Source organism: Brevundimonas sp. DC300-4 (genome assembly GCF_049897365.1).
GTDB lineage: Bacteria > Pseudomonadota > Alphaproteobacteria > Caulobacterales > Caulobacteraceae > Brevundimonas.
This window is the reverse complement of record NZ_JAFCWC010000001.1, coordinates 494,624-511,989: the sequence shown is the minus strand read 5'-3', so window position 1 is coordinate 511,989 and position 17,366 is coordinate 494,624. Positions and strand designations below refer to the sequence as shown.

Annotated in this window: 18 protein-coding genes and 1 tRNA gene; 10 read left to right on the top strand and 9 right to left on the bottom strand. The window is 68.0% G+C overall.

Annotated elements, in window-relative coordinates:
• The first annotated feature begins 39 nt into the window (after positions 1–39).
• Positions 40–234 carry a peptidoglycan-binding protein gene (locus ACP7AZ_RS02630; RefSeq protein WP_426035786.1) on the top strand — a complete coding sequence of 65 codons (195 nt, stop codon included), beginning with the start codon at positions 40–42 and terminating at the stop codon, positions 232–234.
• On the opposite strand, the gene trpE is transcribed toward ACP7AZ_RS02630, so the two are convergent.
• The gene (gene trpE, locus ACP7AZ_RS02625; protein WP_426035784.1) at positions 231–1,763 is read right to left on the bottom strand and encodes an anthranilate synthase component I; all 1,533 of its coding nucleotides are present in this window, start codon (positions 1,761–1,763) and stop codon (positions 231–233) included. The two genes, ACP7AZ_RS02630 and trpE, sit on opposite strands and share 4 nt — an antisense overlap.
• Positions 1,760–3,694: a peptidyl-prolyl cis-trans isomerase gene (locus ACP7AZ_RS02620; protein WP_426035782.1), complete on the bottom strand. Its 1,935-nt coding sequence runs from the start codon at positions 3,692–3,694 to the stop codon at positions 1,760–1,762. Before ACP7AZ_RS02620 ends, trpE begins: the two co-directional genes overlap by 4 nt.
• Positions 3,695–3,786: 92 nt before the next feature.
• Between ACP7AZ_RS02620 and tpiA the strand changes: the two genes are divergently transcribed.
• The 3 genes from tpiA (at position 3,787) to ACP7AZ_RS02605 (ending at position 6,866) form a co-directional block, all read left to right on the top strand.
• Positions 3,787–4,599 carry a triose-phosphate isomerase gene (gene tpiA, locus ACP7AZ_RS02615; RefSeq protein WP_426035780.1) on the top strand — a complete coding sequence of 271 codons (813 nt, stop codon included), beginning with the start codon at positions 3,787–3,789 and terminating at the stop codon, positions 4,597–4,599.
• 58 nt (positions 4,600–4,657) lie between these two features.
• Positions 4,658–5,071 (top strand): preprotein translocase subunit SecG, encoded by a 414-nt coding sequence (secG, locus tag ACP7AZ_RS02610; RefSeq protein WP_426035778.1) that lies wholly within the window; start codon positions 4,658–4,660, stop codon positions 5,069–5,071.
• A gap of 145 nt (positions 5,072–5,216) precedes the next feature.
• The gene (locus ACP7AZ_RS02605) at positions 5,217–6,866 is read left to right on the top strand and encodes a CTP synthase (RefSeq protein WP_426035776.1); all 1,650 of its coding nucleotides are present in this window, start codon (positions 5,217–5,219) and stop codon (positions 6,864–6,866) included.
• Positions 6,867–6,928: 62 nt separating this feature from the next.
• Here the strand turns inward: ACP7AZ_RS02605 and ACP7AZ_RS02600 are convergent.
• Positions 6,929–7,018, bottom strand: a tRNA-Ser gene (locus ACP7AZ_RS02600).
• A gap of 100 nt (positions 7,019–7,118) precedes the next feature.
• Here ACP7AZ_RS02600 and ACP7AZ_RS02595 point away from each other — a divergent pair.
• From ACP7AZ_RS02595 to ACP7AZ_RS02570, 6 genes are all read left to right on the top strand, one after another.
• The gene (locus tag ACP7AZ_RS02595; RefSeq protein ID WP_426035774.1) at positions 7,119–7,967 is read left to right on the top strand and encodes a septal ring lytic transglycosylase RlpA family protein; all 849 of its coding nucleotides are present in this window, start codon (positions 7,119–7,121) and stop codon (positions 7,965–7,967) included.
• A 48-nt stretch (positions 7,968–8,015) separates the two neighbouring features.
• Entirely contained in the window at positions 8,016–8,642 is a 627-nt protein-coding gene (tmk, locus tag ACP7AZ_RS02590; protein ID WP_426035772.1) for a dTMP kinase, read from the top strand.
• Complete coding sequence (locus ACP7AZ_RS02585) at positions 8,639–9,619, top strand: DNA polymerase III subunit delta' (protein WP_426035770.1); 981 nt, start codon at positions 8,639–8,641, stop codon at positions 9,617–9,619. Before tmk ends, ACP7AZ_RS02585 begins: the two co-directional genes overlap by 4 nt.
• Positions 9,619–10,398, top strand: coding sequence for a TatD family hydrolase (locus ACP7AZ_RS02580; RefSeq protein WP_426035768.1), 780 nt, complete (start codon positions 9,619–9,621; stop codon positions 10,396–10,398). The genes ACP7AZ_RS02585 and ACP7AZ_RS02580 overlap by 1 nt, the downstream gene beginning before the upstream one ends.
• Positions 10,395–11,198 carry an MBL fold metallo-hydrolase gene (locus ACP7AZ_RS02575; protein WP_426035766.1) on the top strand — a complete coding sequence of 268 codons (804 nt, stop codon included), beginning with the start codon at positions 10,395–10,397 and terminating at the stop codon, positions 11,196–11,198. Before ACP7AZ_RS02580 ends, ACP7AZ_RS02575 begins: the two co-directional genes overlap by 4 nt.
• Positions 11,199–11,260: 62 nt before the next feature.
• Complete coding sequence (locus tag ACP7AZ_RS02570; RefSeq protein WP_131251093.1) at positions 11,261–11,443, top strand: DUF3606 domain-containing protein; 183 nt, start codon at positions 11,261–11,263, stop codon at positions 11,441–11,443.
• A gap of 13 nt (positions 11,444–11,456) precedes the next feature.
• On the opposite strand, the gene lpdA is transcribed toward ACP7AZ_RS02570, so the two are convergent.
• Genes lpdA through pdhA form a run of 6 tightly spaced genes read right to left on the bottom strand, consistent with a single transcriptional unit; the run spans position 11,457 to position 17,339 of the window.
• A complete protein-coding gene (gene lpdA, locus ACP7AZ_RS02565) occupies positions 11,457–12,863 on the bottom strand; it encodes a dihydrolipoyl dehydrogenase (RefSeq protein ID WP_426035764.1) in 1,407 nt (468 codons plus the stop codon).
• 2 nt (positions 12,864–12,865) lie between these two features.
• A complete protein-coding gene (locus ACP7AZ_RS02560) occupies positions 12,866–13,348 on the bottom strand; it encodes a glutathione peroxidase (protein WP_426035762.1) in 483 nt (160 codons plus the stop codon).
• A gap of 4 nt (positions 13,349–13,352) precedes the next feature.
• Positions 13,353–14,642, bottom strand: a complete 1,290-nt coding sequence (locus ACP7AZ_RS02555) for a pyruvate dehydrogenase complex dihydrolipoamide acetyltransferase (RefSeq protein WP_426035760.1) — start codon at positions 14,640–14,642, stop codon at positions 13,353–13,355.
• Positions 14,639–14,947, bottom strand: a complete 309-nt coding sequence (locus ACP7AZ_RS02550) for a DUF5076 domain-containing protein (protein ID WP_426035758.1) — start codon at positions 14,945–14,947, stop codon at positions 14,639–14,641. The genes ACP7AZ_RS02555 and ACP7AZ_RS02550 overlap by 4 nt, the downstream gene beginning before the upstream one ends.
• A complete protein-coding gene (locus ACP7AZ_RS02545) occupies positions 14,944–16,308 on the bottom strand; it encodes a pyruvate dehydrogenase complex E1 component subunit beta (RefSeq protein WP_426035756.1) in 1,365 nt (454 codons plus the stop codon). Before ACP7AZ_RS02545 ends, ACP7AZ_RS02550 begins: the two co-directional genes overlap by 4 nt.
• Positions 16,305–17,339, bottom strand: coding sequence for a pyruvate dehydrogenase (acetyl-transferring) E1 component subunit alpha (gene pdhA / locus ACP7AZ_RS02540; RefSeq protein ID WP_426035754.1), 1,035 nt, complete (start codon positions 17,337–17,339; stop codon positions 16,305–16,307). Before pdhA ends, ACP7AZ_RS02545 begins: the two co-directional genes overlap by 4 nt.
• Positions 17,340–17,366 lie beyond the last annotated feature (27 nt).

The following is a 17,366-nucleotide window of genomic DNA, read 5'->3' as shown; positions in this document are numbered from 1 at the left end:
CGGCCTGAAATCGGGGCTTCCACCGGAGCTATCGATTCCATGCGCCAGACCCAGGTCCAGATCGACGCCGCCCGCGTGGCGCTGAGCGCGCCCGAGGCGCGCAACGGCGTGATGGCAACGCTCGCCGCGGCCAGCCTGGCGGCCTGTGCGGCCGTGCTCCTGGCCGGGGTGATGATCCTGGGGCCGGGCGTCGCGCTGGAGGATGGGCCACCCTCGGCGAGCCAGACCTTCTAGACCTCGCCTGGCGTGTTCACCGGCGCGCCCAGTTCGAAGCGCCAGGCGTCCTCGGCCGCGCGCATGGGGGCGCGGGCCTTGGCCTCTGTCTCGGCGTATTCGGCAGCGGGATCGCTGTCATTGACGACGCCGGCTCCGGCCTGAACGAAGACCTGGCCGTCGGCGAACATGGCGGTGCGCAGGACGATGCAGATGTCCGCCTCTCCGCCTGCCGAGATATAGCCCACCCCGCCGCCGTAGCCGACGCCGCGCTTCTCGGTCTCCAGCTCGTCAATGATTTCCATCGCCCGGACCTTGGGCGCCCCGGACAGGGTGCCGGCGGGAAGGGCCGCAAGGAGGGCGTCGACCGCGTCGATGTCCGGGTGGGCTCGGCCCTCGACGTTGGAGACGATGTGCATGACCTGGCTGTAGCGTTCGACCACGAAGCTCTCGGTCACCTTGACCGTGCCAGGTGCGGCGACGCGGCCCACGTCGTTGCGGCCCAGGTCCAGCAACATCAGATGTTCGGCGCGCTCCTTGGGATCGGCCAGCAGTTCGGCCTCCAGCGCCTTGTCGGCCTCCGGCGTCGCGCCGCGCGGGCGGGTGCCGGCGAGCGGACGGATGGTGATGCCGCCGTCCTTCAGGCGGACCAGGATCTCCGGGCTGGAACCGGCCAGCTGGAAGTCGTCGAAGTTGAGGAAATACAGATAGGGTGACGGGTTCTGGCGGCGCAGCGAGCGGTAGAAGGCGAACGGATCGCCCGACCACGGCGCGCGGAACCGGTGGCTGAGGACCACCTGGAAGATGTCGCCGGCAACGATATAGCCCTTGGCCGCCGCGACCAGGTCGCCATAGGCGGCGGCATCGACCGGGGACTTGAAGGCGAGGGTTGCGGCGGGCTCGGCGGCGCCCCGGGCGACCAGGGGACGGCGCAGGCGAACCTCGAAATCGTTCAGCCGGGCTTCGGCCGCATCGACCGTTGCGGCGGGGTCCGACGCGCCGGGCCAGATCGGAGCCATGACGACGATCTCGTGCTTCACCGAATCGAACACGGCCACGACCGACGGCCGGGTCAGCACGGCGTCGGGCAGATCGAGCGGATCGGGATTGGGCGCGCCGAGCGGCTCCAGCAGCCGGACCATGTCGTAGCCGAAGACGCCGAACAGACCGGCGGCCATGGGCGGCAGGCCGTCGGGCAGGGCGAACCGGGTCTCGGCAATCAGGGCGCGCAGGCTGTCGAGCGCGCCGCCGTCCTGGGTCGGATAGCGTTTGGCGGCGACATCGGGACCGCGTGCGATCGAGGCGACGCCGTCGCGGCAGCGCCAGACCACGTCGGGCTCCAGGGTGATGATCGAATAGCGGCCGTTCAAGGCGCCGCCCTCGACCGATTCCAGCAGGAAGGCGTGCGGACGGCCCCAGCCGACCTTCAGATAGGCCGAGACCGGGGTCTCCAGATCATCGACAATCCGGCGCACGACGACCTGGGGTCGGCCCTGCGTCAGTCCCGCGAGGATATCCGCGCGGTCGGGATCCGCGCCGCCTCGGCTCATTGAGCGGGGGCGGCGGGGGTCGCGGGCGGGGTCGCGCCGGCGGCCGCAGGCGTCACGCCCAGGGCCTCGATGGCGCGGGCGGGATCGTTCTCGGCCTTGGCGGCGCGGGCGGCGGCGGCGACCAGAGCCTCGCCGGCGCCGTTGATCAGCTCCTGGGCCAGGCGGGGCCGGATCTGGTCGGCGATCGGCGCGGCGAGGGCGGCCGTAGGCGCGCGAACCGCATCCACGCGGCCGACGACGAAGGCGGTCTCCGAGGCCGGGCCGGTGAAGACCTGGCCGCGCCCCTGTCCGAACAGGCCGCCCAGCACGCCGTCGCCGAGCGAGGCCTGCGATGCCGCATTCTGCTGGACGCCGGCGCGGGTGGTCAGGGTAGCGCCGGCCGAGGTCGCGACGGCCGCTATGTCCTCGCCGCCGCGCACGCGGGCGGCCAGTTCCTCGGCCTTGCTGGTCAGGCGACGAGCGTTCTCGCGCATGATCCACTGCTGGGCCAGCGGCTCGCGCACGTCGGCGAGCGCGGGCAGGGCGGCGGGCTGGATGTCGTCGAGCCGCAGGACGAAATACTGTCCCTGGCCGGCGTCGATCACGTCCGACTCTGCGCCTTTGGTCAGGGTGTAGGCATTCTGGATGATCTGCGGGGGGGCGTTCATCGGCTGACCGTCAGGCAGGCGAGCGTCCTGGGTGAAGGGCGGCAGTTGCACGATGCGAGCGCCGACTTCGCGCACGGCGTCGGCCAGAGGCTTGCCGTCGGTGCGAGCCTTCTCATAGGCCTCTACGCGGCTGAAGATGCGGGCCTTGGCGTCCTCTTCCTGCAGTTCGGTGACGATCGCCTCTCGGACGCCTTCCAGCGTCGCGGGCGCGCCGGGGGCGATGGAAACCAGCTTCGCTACGGTAAATCCGACGCGTCCCTGGATCGGGGCCGAGACCTGACCGGTCGTCAGACCGAAGACGGCGGTTCCGACGACGGGGTCCGGCACGGCGCTCTGCGGCTGGGCGGCATATTCGGCGGGCTGGATGCGGTTGGCCTCGGCCACGGCCGTCGGCGACTGGCCGGCGCGCAGGGCGGCGGCGATCCGGTCGGCGGCGGCGCGGTCGGGCGCGGTCAGGGTGGTGAAGGTACGGCGTTCGGGGGTCGACAGCCCGTCCTTGCGGAAGTTGAAACGCTCGACGATGCGGGCCTCGGGAATGGCAGGAGCGGCGGCGCCCGCGGCGTCGTTGAACAGAACCACCGAGGCGATGCGGAACTCGGGGCGACGCAACTGGGCGGCGTTCTCGCTCATGAAGGCCGTCAGCTGGGCGTCGGTGGGGGCGCCGGCGGTCCCGGCCATGGCCTGGGTCACGTTGAACCAGCGGCCGTCACGCAGCTCCAGCGCGCGCCCGGCGATCAGGGCGCCGAAGATGCGGGGCGAACGGATACCGGCCTGGATGGCGCTGCCGAAATGTTCTGTCACGGCGGTGTCTCGGAACTCTTCCTCAAGCTGGACGGGGGTGAAGTTCTGCTGGGCGAGGGTCTGTTCATACTGGGCCTGATCGAACTGGCCGGTGACCTGATTGAAGAAGGCGGGGATCTCGCGGATGCGCTTGATGATCAGCGACTCGTCCGGGCGGATGCCGACCCGGCGCGCCCATTCCAGGAAGCCGAGGCGCTGGGTCTGGCCTTCCAGATAGCGGACGTGAACGTTGGCTGTGACCAGGTCCTCAAGCGTCAGGGGGCGTCCTTCCTGTTCGGAGGCATTGGTGCGGATCCGCTCGAAGTCAGCCCGGAACTGCGCAGCGTCCACCGAGCGCTCGCCGGCGGAAATGACATGCTGGGCGCCCAGGCCCCTGAACACATCGGTCTGCGATCCGCCGACGACGGCGAAGCTGATGATGAGCAGGGCGAACAGGGCGATGGCCCATTTGGACTTGGCGAAGTCGCGGAACACGGAAATCATCGAAGGGGCCTGACGGTCGGACGGCGAAGAGCGCCACCGCGCCGTATAGGGGAGGGCGCCGTCACCCCGCAAGCGCTCGACTCGCCCGAGACTTGGCAGCAGGCGAGACGGCGCCTAGACAGGGGCGCATGAAACAATCCGTGAAGATGATCGTCGGCAATTGGAAGATGAACGGCCTCGGCGCCGATCTGGCGACGACGGTTGCTGACCTACTGCATGACCTCCACCTGGAGCCGCAGCAATGCCGCGTCGGCATCTGTCCCCCGGCCACCCTGATTGATCGGCTGGCTCGCGATGTTCGCACGAGCCACATCGAAGTCGGCGGCCAGGATTGCCGGGTCGAAGCCAAAGGCGCGTTCACTGGCGGGGTGTCGGCCGAGATGCTGGTCGACGCCGGAGCCAGGCTGGTCATACTCGGCCACTCGGAGCGGCGTCAGGAGTTCGGCGAGAGCGACGCCCTGGTCTCCGACAAGGTCGGCGCCGCCCTGCGGGCCGGGCTGACGCCGATCATCTGCGTCGGCGAGACCCTGGCGCAGCGGGAGGCCGGTGAAGCGGCCTTGGTCGTGCGCGGCCAGGTCCTCGGCTCGCTGAATGACGATCTGGCGGGCAAGGATTGGGCCCTGGCCTATGAGCCGGTCTGGGCCATCGGCACGGGCCTGACGCCGACGCTGGAACAGATCTCCGAAATTCACGCCGCCGCGCGGGCCGCGATGATCGAACGGCTGGGTGATGGCGGAGGCGCCGCGCCGATTCTCTATGGCGGTTCGGTCAATCCGGGGAACGCTCGCGACATCCTGGCAGTGGACGAGGTCGGCGGCGCCCTGGTCGGCGGCGCCTCGCTGAAGGCGGCCGATTTCCTGGCGATCATCCGTGCGGCGCAACCGGCCAGCGTTGCCGCCGGGTGACAAGGATGATAGACGCCGCCACCTGATCGGCGGCCGTCCGCCACACATGTAAGCACCCATGCTCCAGACCATTCTCCTCGTCGCCATGATCATCATCTCGATCGCCCTGTCCGGGGTGATCCTGCTGCAGCGCTCCGAAGGCGGCGCGCTGGGTATGGGCGGTGGGCCTTCGGGCTTCATGACCGCACGTGGCGCGGGCAACCTCCTGACCACCACGACCTGGTGGCTGGGCGCTCTCTTCGTGATCTGCGCCATCAGCCTGACCATCGTCGGCAACATGGAACGGGCCAGCCGTTCTGTCGTTGACGCCGACGCCGTCGGTTCCATCGCACTGGACACGGCTCCGGCCGCCGGACAGCAGACCGCTCCGGCCGAAACGGCTCCCGCGGCCCCGGCCGCGCCGTCCCTCGACGATCTGGAAGCGAGCCTGCCGACGGCCGGCGCCGCCCCGGCCCCCGCGCCGGCTCAATAAGGTGACGGCGGGGACATCCTCCGCCGCTTCTCCCGCCACCAACACCTCCGCTCCGGCCATGCGCCGGGGCGGAGTTTTGTTTTCAACAGGTGGATCGCATGCGGATCCGCAGCGACTGCCCGAATCAGGGCTAAGGTGATCCCCCGTGGCTAGATATGTATTCATCACGGGCGGCGTGGTTTCCTCGCTGGGCAAGGGGCTGGCGTCGGCGGCTCTCGGCGCATTGCTGCAGGCGCGTGGCTACAAGGTCCGCCTGCGCAAGCTCGACCCCTATCTGAACGTCGATCCGGGCACGATGAGCCCCTATCAGCACGGCGAGGTCTTCGTGACCGACGACGGGGCCGAGACCGACCTGGACCTCGGCCACTATGAGCGGTTCACCGGCGTCTCGGCGGCGCGGTCCGACAACGTCACGACCGGCCGCATCTACTCGACCATCCTGGAGAAGGAGCGGCGCGGCGACTATCTGGGCGCGACCGTGCAGGTGATCCCGCACGTCACCGACCAGATCAAATCCTTCTGCCTGACGCCCGCCTTGACCGACGAGGGCGAGGACGTCGACTTCGTTCTGGTCGAGATCGGCGGCACGGTCGGCGACATCGAGGGCCTGCCGTTCTTCGAGGCGATCCGCCAGTTGGGCCAGGACCTGCCGCGCGGCCAGTCCTGCTTCGTCCACCTGACTCTTCTGCCCTTCATCAAGACTGCCGGCGAGATGAAGACCAAGCCGACCCAGCACTCAGTCAAGGAGCTGCGTTCGATCGGCATCCAGCCCGACATCCTGCTGTGCCGCTGTGAATTCCCGATCCCCGAGGAAGAGAAGCGCAAGATCGGCCTGTTCTGCAACGTGCGGCCCTCCGGCGTCATCCAGGCGATGGATTCCGAGGACATCTATGCGGTGCCGCTCGACTATCACCGCGAAGGTCTGGACGCCGAGGTTCTGGCGCATTTCGGCATCACGGACGCGCCCGAGCCGGACATGTCGAGCTGGAACGAGATCGTGCGCCGGCGTCTGCAGCCCGACGGCGAGGTCACGGTGGCCGTGGTCGGCAAGTACACGGTCCTGAAGGACGCCTACAAATCCCTGATCGAGGCCCTGCATCACGGCGGCGTCGCCAATCAGGTCAAGGTCAACATCGACTGGGTCGAGGCGGACACCTTCGAGAGCGACCGCGAACTGTGCGAACAGCGGCTCCAGGGCGCGCATGCCGTCCTGGTGCCCGGCGGCTTCGGCGAGCGCGGGGCCGAGGGCAAGATCGAGGCGGCCCGCTTCGCCCGCGAGCGCAACATCCCTTATTTCGGCATCTGTTTTGGCATGCAGATGGCCGTGATCGAGGCGGCCCGGAACCAGGCCGGCTATCCCAAGGCCTCGTCCACCGAGTTCGGCCCGACCGAGGAGCCGGTCATCGGCCTGATGACCGAATGGACCCAGGGCAACCAGCGGGTCCTGCGCCAGCAGGGCGGGGACCTGGGCGGCACCATGCGTTTGGGCGCCTATGATTCGACCCTCGCCCTCGGCTCGAGGATCGCGGAGATCTACGGCACGACCGCCATCAGCGAACGGCACCGCCACCGCTACGAGGTCAATATAAACTATCGCGAGGCCATCGAGGCCAAGGGCCTGATCTTCGCCGGCCTGTCGCCCGACGGCATCCTGCCCGAGACGGTCGAGCGGACCGACCACCCTTGGTTCATCGGTGTCCAGTATCACCCCGAGCTGAAGAGCCGGCCGTTCAAGCCGCATCCGCTGTTCGCCAGCTTCATCGAGGCGGCTATGGTGCAGAGCCGGCTGGTCTAGCCCGTTCGGCGGCCGGCTTGACGCCGCCACGACCCGGCTCGGCGACAACCTCGCGCGCGGCGTGGCGGAAGCGGTGGGATTCGAACCCACGGACGGCTTTCACCGTCGCTGGTTTTCAAGACCAGTGCCTTAAACCACTCGGCCACACTTCCTTATTGGCAGCCTGAATGGCCACCTGTCCGGCTGGAGAGGGGCCATAGCAGCGCATCGCGCGTTAACCAAAACGGAAATCGGTTCCGCGATGATTTCACCATGTCGATGTCGCCCGTCCTCCTTCGCCACGCCTTCCGGGTCGTGGTCGTCGCCGCCGCGACGGCCCTGCTGGCCGCCTGTGCGAGTGCGAGCGCGACGTCGGGCGGTCTCTCCGGTCCCACGCGCGGCGGATCGCGTGTGGCGGACGCGGCTCCCGTGGTGACCGACCCGGCTCCGATCGTGTCGGGGACCATGCGCCGCTACCAGATCCGCGGGCGCTGGTATCAGCCGGAGGAGCAGCCGGACTATGACATCGTCGGCCTGGCATCCTGGTACGGCGACCAGTTCAACGGACGGCCCACGGCGACCGGCGAGCGGTTCGACATGCATGCCCTGACGGCGGCTCACAAGACGCTGCCGTTGCCCGGTCTGGTCGAGGTGACGAACCTGGCCGACGGTCGTCGGGTCGTGCTGCGGGTCAACGATCGCGGGCCCTTCGTCGATGATCGGATCATCGACCTGTCGCGCGGCGCGGCCGAGGCGCTGGACATGCTGTCGCGCGGCGTCGGCGAGGTGAGGGTCCGCTATATCGGTCGCGCCCCGCGTCTGGGCGGCGGAACAGTGCTGCAGATGGCGTCGGCGCCGCCTCCGCCCCCTCCGCTTCCGGCCGGGGCGCCCGTGGAGGCCGGTCAGAGATACTGGATCGAGGTCGCCGCCTATCGCGACCAGCCCCGGGCCCAGTCCGTCGCGGGGAGAATCGGTCGCTCCGCCCGCGTCCAGGCCGCGAGCGACCAGAGCATGTTCCGGGTCCTGATGGGGCCGTGGAACGATGCCGACGCCGCCGAACGGGCCCGCCGGTCGGTCATGGCCGACGGATTCGCCGACGCCCTGTTGATATCAGCGCCCTGAACCGACTGCGCCCTTGGCCCGGGCGGTCCGGATCGCCATTGTGCGCCGGTGACCCGAGGACATTTCATTACGCTTGAAGGCGGGGAGGGGACTGGAAAGTCCACCCAGGCCGCCAGACTGGTCGCCCGGCTCGCCGCGCGCGGTCTCGACGTCGTGCACACGCGCGAGCCCGGCGGCTCGCCCGGCGCCGAGGAGATTCGCCACATCGCCCTGAACGGCGACGCCGGCCGCTGGTCGCCCCTGACCGAGACCCTGCTGATGTTCGCCTCGCGCAGCGACCATCTGGAAAAGACCATCCGCCCGGCGCTGGCGGCCGGGCGCTGGGTCGTGTGCGACCGTTTCGCGGATTCCAGCCGCGCCTATCAGGGTGCGGGCGGCGGCGCGCCGGCGGACTTCATTGAGGCCCTGGACGACGTCATCGTCGGCGATGACCAGCCGGACCTGACCCTGATCTTTGACCTGCCGGTGGAGGTGGGTCTGGAGCGGGCGCTGGCGCGGGGGGGCGCGGAGACGCGGTTCGAATCCAAGGGGCTGGCGTTCCATCGCCGCCTGCGCGACGGCTTCCTGTCCGTGGCGGCCCAGCACCCGGAGCGCTGCCGGATCATCGACGCGACAGGCGAGCCGGATGCGGTCGCCGAGCGCGTCTGGCGGGCCGTGGAGCCTATCCTGCCGTGAGCGAGCATCCGCGCGATCGCTTCGATCTGGTCCCGTCGATGGAGGCGGAGACGGCCTTCCTCGACGCCCTCGAGCGCGGACGCCTGCATCACGCCTGGATGGTCTGCGGACCCGAGGGTCTGGGCAAGGCGACCTTCGCCTATCGCGCCGCCCGGCGTCTGCTGGGCGCGGCGCCGGATCCCTCGCGCGGCCCGCTCGGCGCACGGCCGTCCGATCCGGTCAGCCAGCTGATCTCTGCCCAGTCCCATCCCGACCTGCTGGTGCTGGAACGGCTCGTCGAAGGCGGCAAGACCAAGAAATCCATCTCGGTGGACCAAGCGCGCGACCTGCCGGAGTTCTTCTCCAAGACCCCGTCCCGGGCGGCGTACCGGGTCGCGATCATCGACGCGGCCGATGACCTGAATCTCAATGCCGCCAATGCCTTGCTGAAGGTTCTGGAGGAGCCGCCTGAGCGCGGCGTGCTGTTCCTGGTGACCCATGCGCCGGGGCGGCTGCTGGCGACGATCCGTTCGCGCTGCCGCCGTCTGACCTTCCAGCCGTGGACCGAGGCGGCTGTGGCGACCCTGCTGGAGCGACAGACCGAACTCGAGGGCGACGAGTCCGAACGCATCGCCGGCATGGCGCGCGGCTCGCCGGGCGCCGCCCTGTTGCTGGCCACGGCCGCCAACCTCGAGCTCGATCGGCTGGCGCGCCGCTGGGTCGACGAAGGTCCGGTGGACCGCGCCGAACAGGTGTCGATCGCCGACGGTTTCCGGGGCGCGGAAGGACAGGCGCGGTTCGAGGCCCTGCTGGACCGGCTCGCCGCCGCCGTGAAGGCGCGGTCACTGGCTCAGGGAGGGCAGGGGGCCGCCTGGGCCGATCTGTGGACCCGGCTGACCGAGGCGCCCGAGCGGGCGGTCGCCATCAACCTGGACAAGGGCGACCTGCTGGCCGGGGCCCTGGCCGATCTGGCGCGCGTCAAAAGGATGGCGGGCTGATGCTGATCGACAGCCACATCAATCTCCACGCGCACCAGTTCGACGAGGACCGCGACGCCGTCATCGCCCGCGCCCGCGCGGCCGGGGTCGGGTTGATGGTCGAAATCTCCGACAAGCTTTCCACCTTCGAGGTCACCCATGCCCTGGCCATGGCGCATGCGGACATCTGGTGCACCGTCGGCGCCCACCCGCACGAGGCCAAGGACCACACGGCGATGACGGCCGACGATCTGGTCGCCCTGGCGGGCCGTCCGCGCGTGGTCGGCATCGGCGAGTGTGGTCTGGACTTCCATTATGACCTCAGCCCGCGCGAAGAGCAGGCCCAGGTCTTTCGCACCCACATCGAGGCGGCCCAGCGCACCGGCCTGCCGCTCGTGGTCCACACCCGCGAGGCGGACGCCGACATGGCCGCGATCCTGCGGGAAGGTCAGGCGAAGGCGCCGTTCCGCTTCCTCATGCATTGCTACACCAGCGGCGCAGAACTTGCGGAACAGGCAGCGGAAATGGGGGCGTGGTTCTCGGTCTCCGGCATCGCAACCTTCAAGGCGGCCGAGGACGTGCGCGAGGTCATCCGCGCCATGCCGACCGACCGGATCATCGTCGAGACCGACTGCCCTTATCTGGCGCCCGTGCCGCACAGGGGCCGCCGCAACGAGCCGGCCTATGTCGGCCATGTGCTGCAGGCCCTGGCCGACATCCGCGGATGGAGCCGGGAGGAGGCGGAGGCGAGCACGACGGACGCCTTCTTCAACCTGTTCGACGGAATTCCCCGCCCATGAGCGGTGAACTCGAGATCACCATTCTGGGCAGCGGTTCGTCCGGCGGCGTGCCGCGCGGCGACGGCGACTGGGGCGTCTGCGATCCCGCCGAGCCGAAGAACCGGCGCAGCCGCTGTTCAGCCCTGGTCCGGCGGCGCGGCCCGGTCGGCGACACGACCGTCCTGATCGACACCTCTCCAGACCTGCGCGAGCAGATGCTCAGAGCCGGTGTGAAGTCCGTGGATGCGGTCCTGTACACCCACGATCACGCCGACCAGACCCACGGCATCGATGATCTGCGCGTCTTCGCCATCCGGCGGCGGCAGCGTATCCCGGCCTGGATGGACGTCGCGACCCGCGACGCGCTGGTTCCGCGCTTCCCCTATATCTTCGAGAGCATAGAGGGTTATCCGGCGATCCTGGACCTCAGCGAGATCCCGGAGCATGGCGCGCATTGGGCCGTTGATGGTGCTGGCGGCCCTGTACCGGTCGTGACCTTCGATCAGGGACACGGGCCGATCCGGTCGGTCGGCTACCGGGTGGGATCGGTGGCGTATTCAAGCGACATCGACGCTCTGGACGATGCGGCGTTCGAGGCCCTGGCCGGATGCAGCCTCTGGATCGTCGATGCGCTGCGCTGGACGATCCATCCGACACACAGCCACGTCGATCGGACCCTGGAATGGATCGCGCGCAGCGGCGTCGAGCGCGCTGTGCTGACCAATCTGCACATCGATCTGGATTACAATGCCTTGGCGGCGCTTCTTCCGGCCAATGTCGAAGTCGGATTCGACGGCTGGACCGCAAACGTGCCGATCTGACGGCTCTTCTGACACACAGAATTTCGCATAATATATCTTAGGCGCAAACAGGAAACACCTTCATGGCCGGTCTCAAGGACAAACGCGGCTTCATCGACAAGGACCGTCTCGACCTCTCCGAGCGTCAGGCTGTCGAATACTGGATGAAGCGCTGGGGCGTGACCCGCGACCAGATCAGCGCTGCCCACCGCAAGGCTGGCCGCATGGTCAAGGACATCGCCGCCGAGCTCGGCAAGAAGCGCTGAGGCCTCCTCACGCCTACAGGTGGATCGTCCGCCCGTAGGCGTCCAGCGCCGCCTCGTGCATGGCCTCCGACATGGTCGGGTGCGGATAGACGATGCCGTGGATGTCTTCCTCGGTCGCTTCCATGGTGATCGCGGTGACATAGCCCTGGATCATCTCCGTGACCTCGTGACCGATCATGTGGGCGCCGATCAGGGCGCTGGTCTTCGCATCGAAGATGACCTTGACGAAGCCGTCCACCTCGCCCGCGGCCACGGCCTTGCCGTTCACCCGGAACGGGAAGCGGCCGATCTTGACCTCGCGTTTGGCCTCGCGGGCGCCCTGCTCCGTGATCCCGACCGAGGCCACTTGGGGCTGGGCATAGGTGCAGCCGGCGATCGGCGAGTTGACATTCGGGGTCTTGTAGCCGGCGATGTATTCGGCGGCGTGGATGCCTTCGTGCGATGCCTTGTGCGCCAGCCAGGGCGCGCCGGCGCAGTCGCCGATCGCGTAGAGTCCCTTCACATTCGTGGCGCAGTGGCCGTCGATGGTGATGTGGCCTCGGTCCATGTTGACGCCCAGCGCCTCCAGTCCGATGCCGTCGGTGTTGGCGGTGATGCCGACCGCCGAGATACAGACCTCGGCCTCCAGCGTCTCGGCCTTGCCGTCGGTCTCGATGGCGACCTGGACCCCCTTCCCGCTCTTGGACACCTTGGTGACCTTGCACCCGAGACGGAATTTGATGCCGCGCTTCTCGAACGACTTCTGTGCGGCCTTGGAGACCTCCTCGTCCTCGACCGGCATGATGCGGTCGACAGCTTCCACTACCGTAACTTCAGCGCCCAACGCTCTGTAGAAGCTGCCGAATTCGATGCCAATGGCGCCCGAGCCGATGACGACGATCGACGCGGGCATGGTCTTTGGCGCGAGAGCGTCGCGATAGGCCCAGATCCGGTCGCCGTCGGCCTCCAGGCCGATCTGCGGGATGGCTTTGGCGCGGGCTCCGACGGCCAGCATGACCGCTTTCGCCTCGACCGTGCGCGATCCGCCCGCCTTGAGGTCGATAATGACCTTCGGAGCGGCGGCGCCCTTCTCCAGCCTCGCCGAACCCTCGATCACCTCGATCTTGTTCTTCTTCATCAGGAAGGTGATGCCCTTGCTCATCGTCGCCGCCACGCCGCGCGAGCGCTGGATGATGGCGTCGAAGTCGAAGGCCGCGCCCGATGCCGACAGGCCGTACTCCTTCAGGTGCGACAGGCTTTCGAACTTCTCACCGGACTTGAGCAGCGCCTTGGTGGGGATGCAGCCCCAGTTCAGGCAGATGCCGCCCAGGCTCTCGCGCTCGACGATGGCGACCTTCTGGCCCAGCTGGCTGGCGCGGATCGCGGCCACATAGCCCCCGGGGCCCGAACCAATGACGATGAGATCGAATTTAACGGCCATGATCAGAGCACCTTATCGATATCGGCCTTGATGGCCTCGGGTTCGACCTGGGGGGCAAAGCGGGCGACCACCCTGCCCTCGCGGTCGGTCAGGAATTTGGTGAAGTTCCACTTCACATCGCGGCTGCCGAGGAAGCCGCGCTTCTGGCGCGTCAGCCAGTCATAGAGCGGATGCCGCCTCGGCCCGTTGACCTCGACCTTGTCGAACATCGGAAAGCTGACATCGAAGGTCGAACTGCAGAAAGACGCGATCTCCGCCGCCCGGCCAGGCTCCTGGGCGCCGAACTGGTTGCAGGGAAAGCCCAGCACCTCGAACGGTTGGTCGGCATACTGGCGATGCAGGGCCTCGAGCCCGGCGTACTGGCCGGTAAAGCCGCATTTCGAGGCGGTGTTGACGATCAGCAGCGCCTGTCCCCGAAACCGGTCCAGCGGAATCTCTGTCCCGTCGATCCCGGTGGCGGTGAAGTCATAGACCGATGCCGTCATCGCCCTAGGCCAGCATGGTGACGGGGTCTTCGATCAGCGGCTTGAACGCCTGCAGGAAGCGGGCGCCGGTCGCGCCGTCGACGACACGGTGATCGCAGGTGACGGTGACCGTCATTACGGTCGCCACGGTCAGCTGGCCGTTCTTCACGACCGCACGCTGCTCGCCCGCGCCGACGCTCATGATCGCGCCCTGGGGCTCGTTGATGATCGAGCTGAAGGCCTTGATCCCGAACATGCCGAGGTTCGAGACGCTGAAGGTGCCGCCCTGGAATTCCTCGGGCTTCAACTTCTTCTCACGGGCCCGTTTGGCCAGATCCTTCGACTCGACCGCGATCTGCGACAGGGACTTGGTCTCGGCCTTGAAGATGATCGGGGTGATCAGGCCACCATCGATCGCCACCGCCATTGCCACGTCAGCGTTGTGGTGCAGGGCGATGCCTTCTGGCGAGTAGCTGGCGTTGGCCTCCGGCACCGCCTTCAGGGCCATGGCGGCTGCCTTGATGACGAAGTCGTTGACCGAGACTTTGACGCCGCTTTTCTCGAGCAGGGCGTTGATCGTGGCGCGGGCCGCCAGCAGGGCGTCGATCTCGACGTCGATGAACAGCGGGAAGTGCGGCACGTTCTGCACCGCGCCGACCATGCGGCGGGCGACGGCCTTCTTCATCCCGTCCAGCGGGATCAGGTCGTAGCTGCCGTCCGGTATGCCCATGTCGGCCAGCGACTGGACCTTGCGGGTTTCGATGCCCGAGGCTGCGGTCGCGGGCGCAGCTGCCGGGCGGGCGCCGCCCTTGCCTGCGGCCTCCACGTCGGACCTGACGATACGGCCGTGCGGACCGGAGCCCTTCAGGGTCGACAGGTCGAGCCCGGCGTCCTTCGCCAGACGACGGGCCAGGGGCGAGGCGAAGACGCGGTCCCCGGACTTCGCGGCAGGGGCTGCGGCGGCGGGAGCCGGCGCGGCGGCCTTGGGGGTCTCGGCAGGAGCCGTGGCGGCTTCCGCCTTCGGAGTCTCGGCCTTCGCCGGTTCGGCGGCCTTCGGCGCGGGAGCGGCTGAACCGCCCTCTTCGGCCAGACGCGCGATCGGCGTGTTGACCTTCACGCCCTCGGCGCCCTCGGCCACGAGTATCTCGGTAATCGTGCCCTCGTCGACGGCCTCGACCTCCATGGTGGCCTTGTCGGTCTCGATCTCGGCGATCACGTCGCCGGCCTTGACGACATCGCCGACCTTGACGTGCCATTTGGCCAGAACGCCCTCTTCCATGGTGGGCGACAGGGCGGGCATCAGGATGTCGGTCATGCTTCGCTCTTGGTCTCGGCGATGGTCTGATAGCCGGGGCCGCCCAGGGCGGCTTCCAGCCCGGCCAGCACCTGGCGGTAGGTCTCGTCCTCATCCAGCCCCTTGGCCGCATGATAGACGTGGGCGACGTTCCGGGCCGCGATGGCCAGGATGCTTCCATAGGCCCGGGGGTCCTCGAAAGCCGGCTTGATCGCCATCACGGGTTCGCCGCGCGACCACCAGAAGCGCAGCATCTCGACCGCGTCGGGGTCGGAAGCCACACTGTCGGGGACCGTCAGTTGGAACTCGGACGGCTCGTCGGTCACGCCATCACCGCCTTGACGGCCGCGACGATCTTGTCGACGCCGGGCAGCGACAGGACTTCCAGATTGGCGGCATAGGGCAGCGGCACGTCTTCCTGGTGCACCCGCATCGGCGGCGCGTCCAGATAGTCAAAGGCATGCTCGATCACCCGGGCCACGACCTCGGCGCCGACGCCCATCGGGCCCCAGCCTTCCTCGGCCGAGACCAGGCGGCTGGTCTTCCTGACGCTGGCGACGATGGTCTCGTGGTCCAGAGGACGCAGGGTGCGCAGGTCGACGACCTCGCAGGAGATGCCCTCGGCCTCCAGCTGCTCGGCGGCCTGCAGGGCGAAGCCGACCATGCGGGCATGGGCCGTGATGGTCACGTCCGTGCCTTCGCGGCGGACCTTGGCCTTGCCGATCGGGACCAGCCAGTCCTCGACGTCGGGCACGTCGAACTCGATCCCGTACATCATCTCGTGCTCGAGGAAGACGACGGGGTTCGGGTCGCGGATGGCCGATTTCAGCAGGCCCTTGGCGTCGGCGGCGTCATAAGGAGCGACCACCTTCAGGCCCGGAACCTGGGCGTACCAGGCCGAATAGTCCTGGCTGTGCTGGGCGCCGACGCGGCTGGCGGCGCCGTTCGGACCGCGGAACACGATGGGGGCCCGGATCTGACCGCCCGACATATACAGGGTCTTGGCGGCCGAGTTGATGATGTGGTCGATCGCTTGCATGGCGAAGTTGAAGGTCATGAACTCCACGATCGGCTTTAGGCCGGCCATCGCGGCGCCGACGCCCAGGCCCGCGAAACCGTGCTCGGTGATCGGGGTGTCGACCACACGGCGGTCGCCGAACTCCTGCAGCAGCTCTCTGGAGACTTTGTAGGCGCCCTGGTACTGGGCGACTTCCTCGCCGATCAGGAAGACGTTTTCGTCACGCCGCATCTCCTCGGCCATGGCGTCGCGCAGGGCGTCGCGCACGGTCGTCTTGACCATTTTAGCGTCGGCCGGGATTTCCGGATCGCGCAATTCGACCTTCGGCGTCGCCGACGGCGCGGCGGCCTTCTTCTCAGGTTCGCCCGAAGCGTCAGCGTCAGGGGCAGGCGCGGGCGCCTCGACCTTCGGAGCGGGAGCTGCCGCGCCGGCCTCACCGGCCATGCGGGCGATCGGGGTGTTGACCTTCACGCCCTCGGAGCCTTCGGCCACGAGGATCTCTGCGATCTCGCCCTCATCGACGGCCTCGACCTCCATAGTCGCCTTGTCGGTTTCGATCTCGGCGATCACGTCGCCGGCCTTGACCACGTCGCCCGCCTTCACGTGCCACTTGGTCAGATTGCCCTCTTCCATCGTGGGCGACAGCGCCGGCATCAGGATGTCGGTCACGCTGCGGTCTCCACATAGACGTCGGTATAGAGTTCGGACGGATCGGGCTCAGGGCTTTCCTGGGCGAACTGGACCGCTTCGGCGACGATCTGTTTGATCTCCGCGTCTATGGCCTTCAGCTCGTCCTCGGTGGCCTTGGCCTGTTCGAGCAGCATCTTGACGTGGTCGATCGGATCGCGGGTCTTCTTGACCTCGTCGACCTCGTCCTTGGACCGGTATTTGGCCGGATCCGACATCGAGTGACCGCGATAGCGATAGGTCTTCACCTCAAGGATGAAGGGACCGCCGCCCTCCCGGGCTCGCTTCACGGCGCGTTCGACCGCGTCCTTGACCGCCAGCACATCCATGCCGTCGACCTGTTCGCCCGGAATGCCGAAGCTCGAGCCGCGCATGTAGAGTTCGGTCGTGGACGACGAGCGCTCGATGCTCGTGCCCATGGCGTACTGGTTGTTCTCTATGATGTAGATGGCCGGCAGCTTCCACAGCTGGGCCATGTTGAAGCTCTCGTAGACCTGACCCTGGTTCGAGGCGCCGTCGCCGAAATAGATGAAGGCGACCGAGTCATCACCGCGGTATTTGCCCGCGAAAGCCAGGCCGGTGCCCAGCGCGACCTGGGCGCCCACGATGCCGTGACCGCCGTAGAAGCCGGTCGGGACGTCGAACATGTGCATCGACCCGCCCTTGCCCTTGGACGACCCGCCAGAGCGACCTGTCAGCTCGGCCATGACCTCTTTCGGGTCCATGCCGGCGGCCAGCATGTGGCCGTGGTCGCGATAGCCGGTGATGATCTTGTCATGGCCCTGCCTGACGCTCTCCTGAACGCCGACGGCCACGGCCTCCTGGCCGATGTAGAGGTGGCAGAATCCGCCGATCAGACCCATGCCGTACAACTGTCCGGCGCGCTCCTCGAAGCGGCGGATCAGGACCATCTCGCGATAGTACCTGAGCAGGTCCTCCTTGGACGCCGCCGGCGTGTTTGGAATCTTGGCGGACCCCTTGGAATCCGTGGTCTTCTGGGCGGCTCTCGCCATCCGGCATCTCCCGGGTGAGCCCATGGC

Bases quoted from the DNA above. Each gene is read 5' to 3' on its own strand.
- ACP7AZ_RS02620 (WP_426035782.1), bottom strand. From the start codon at position 3,694: ATGATTTCCGTGTTCCGCGACTTCGCCAAGTCCAAATGGGCCATCGCC.
- ACP7AZ_RS02575 (WP_426035766.1), top strand. From the start codon at position 10,395: ATGAGCGGTGAACTCGAGATCACCATTCTGGGCAGCGGTTCGTCCGGC.
- ACP7AZ_RS02630 (WP_426035786.1), top strand. From the start codon at position 40: ATGCGCCAGACCCAGGTCCAGATCGACGCCGCCCGCGTGGCGCTGAGC.
- secG (WP_426035778.1), top strand. From the start codon at position 4,658: ATGCTCCAGACCATTCTCCTCGTCGCCATGATCATCATCTCGATCGCC.
- ACP7AZ_RS02555 (WP_426035760.1), bottom strand. From the start codon at position 14,642: ATGACCGACATCCTGATGCCCGCCCTGTCGCCCACCATGGAAGAGGGC.
- ACP7AZ_RS02560 (WP_426035762.1), bottom strand. From the start codon at position 13,348: ATGACGGCATCGGTCTATGACTTCACCGCCACCGGGATCGACGGGACA.
- ACP7AZ_RS02570 (WP_131251093.1), top strand. From the start codon at position 11,261: ATGGCCGGTCTCAAGGACAAACGCGGCTTCATCGACAAGGACCGTCTC.
- lpdA (WP_426035764.1), bottom strand. From the start codon at position 12,863: ATGGCCGTTAAATTCGATCTCATCGTCATTGGTTCGGGCCCCGGGGGC.
- ACP7AZ_RS02595 (WP_426035774.1), top strand. From the start codon at position 7,119: ATGTCGATGTCGCCCGTCCTCCTTCGCCACGCCTTCCGGGTCGTGGTC.
- pdhA (WP_426035754.1), bottom strand. From the start codon at position 17,339: ATGGCGAGAGCCGCCCAGAAGACCACGGATTCCAAGGGGTCCGCCAAG.
- ACP7AZ_RS02580 (WP_426035768.1), top strand. From the start codon at position 9,619: ATGCTGATCGACAGCCACATCAATCTCCACGCGCACCAGTTCGACGAG.
- trpE (WP_426035784.1), bottom strand. From the start codon at position 1,763: ATGAGCCGAGGCGGCGCGGATCCCGACCGCGCGGATATCCTCGCGGGA.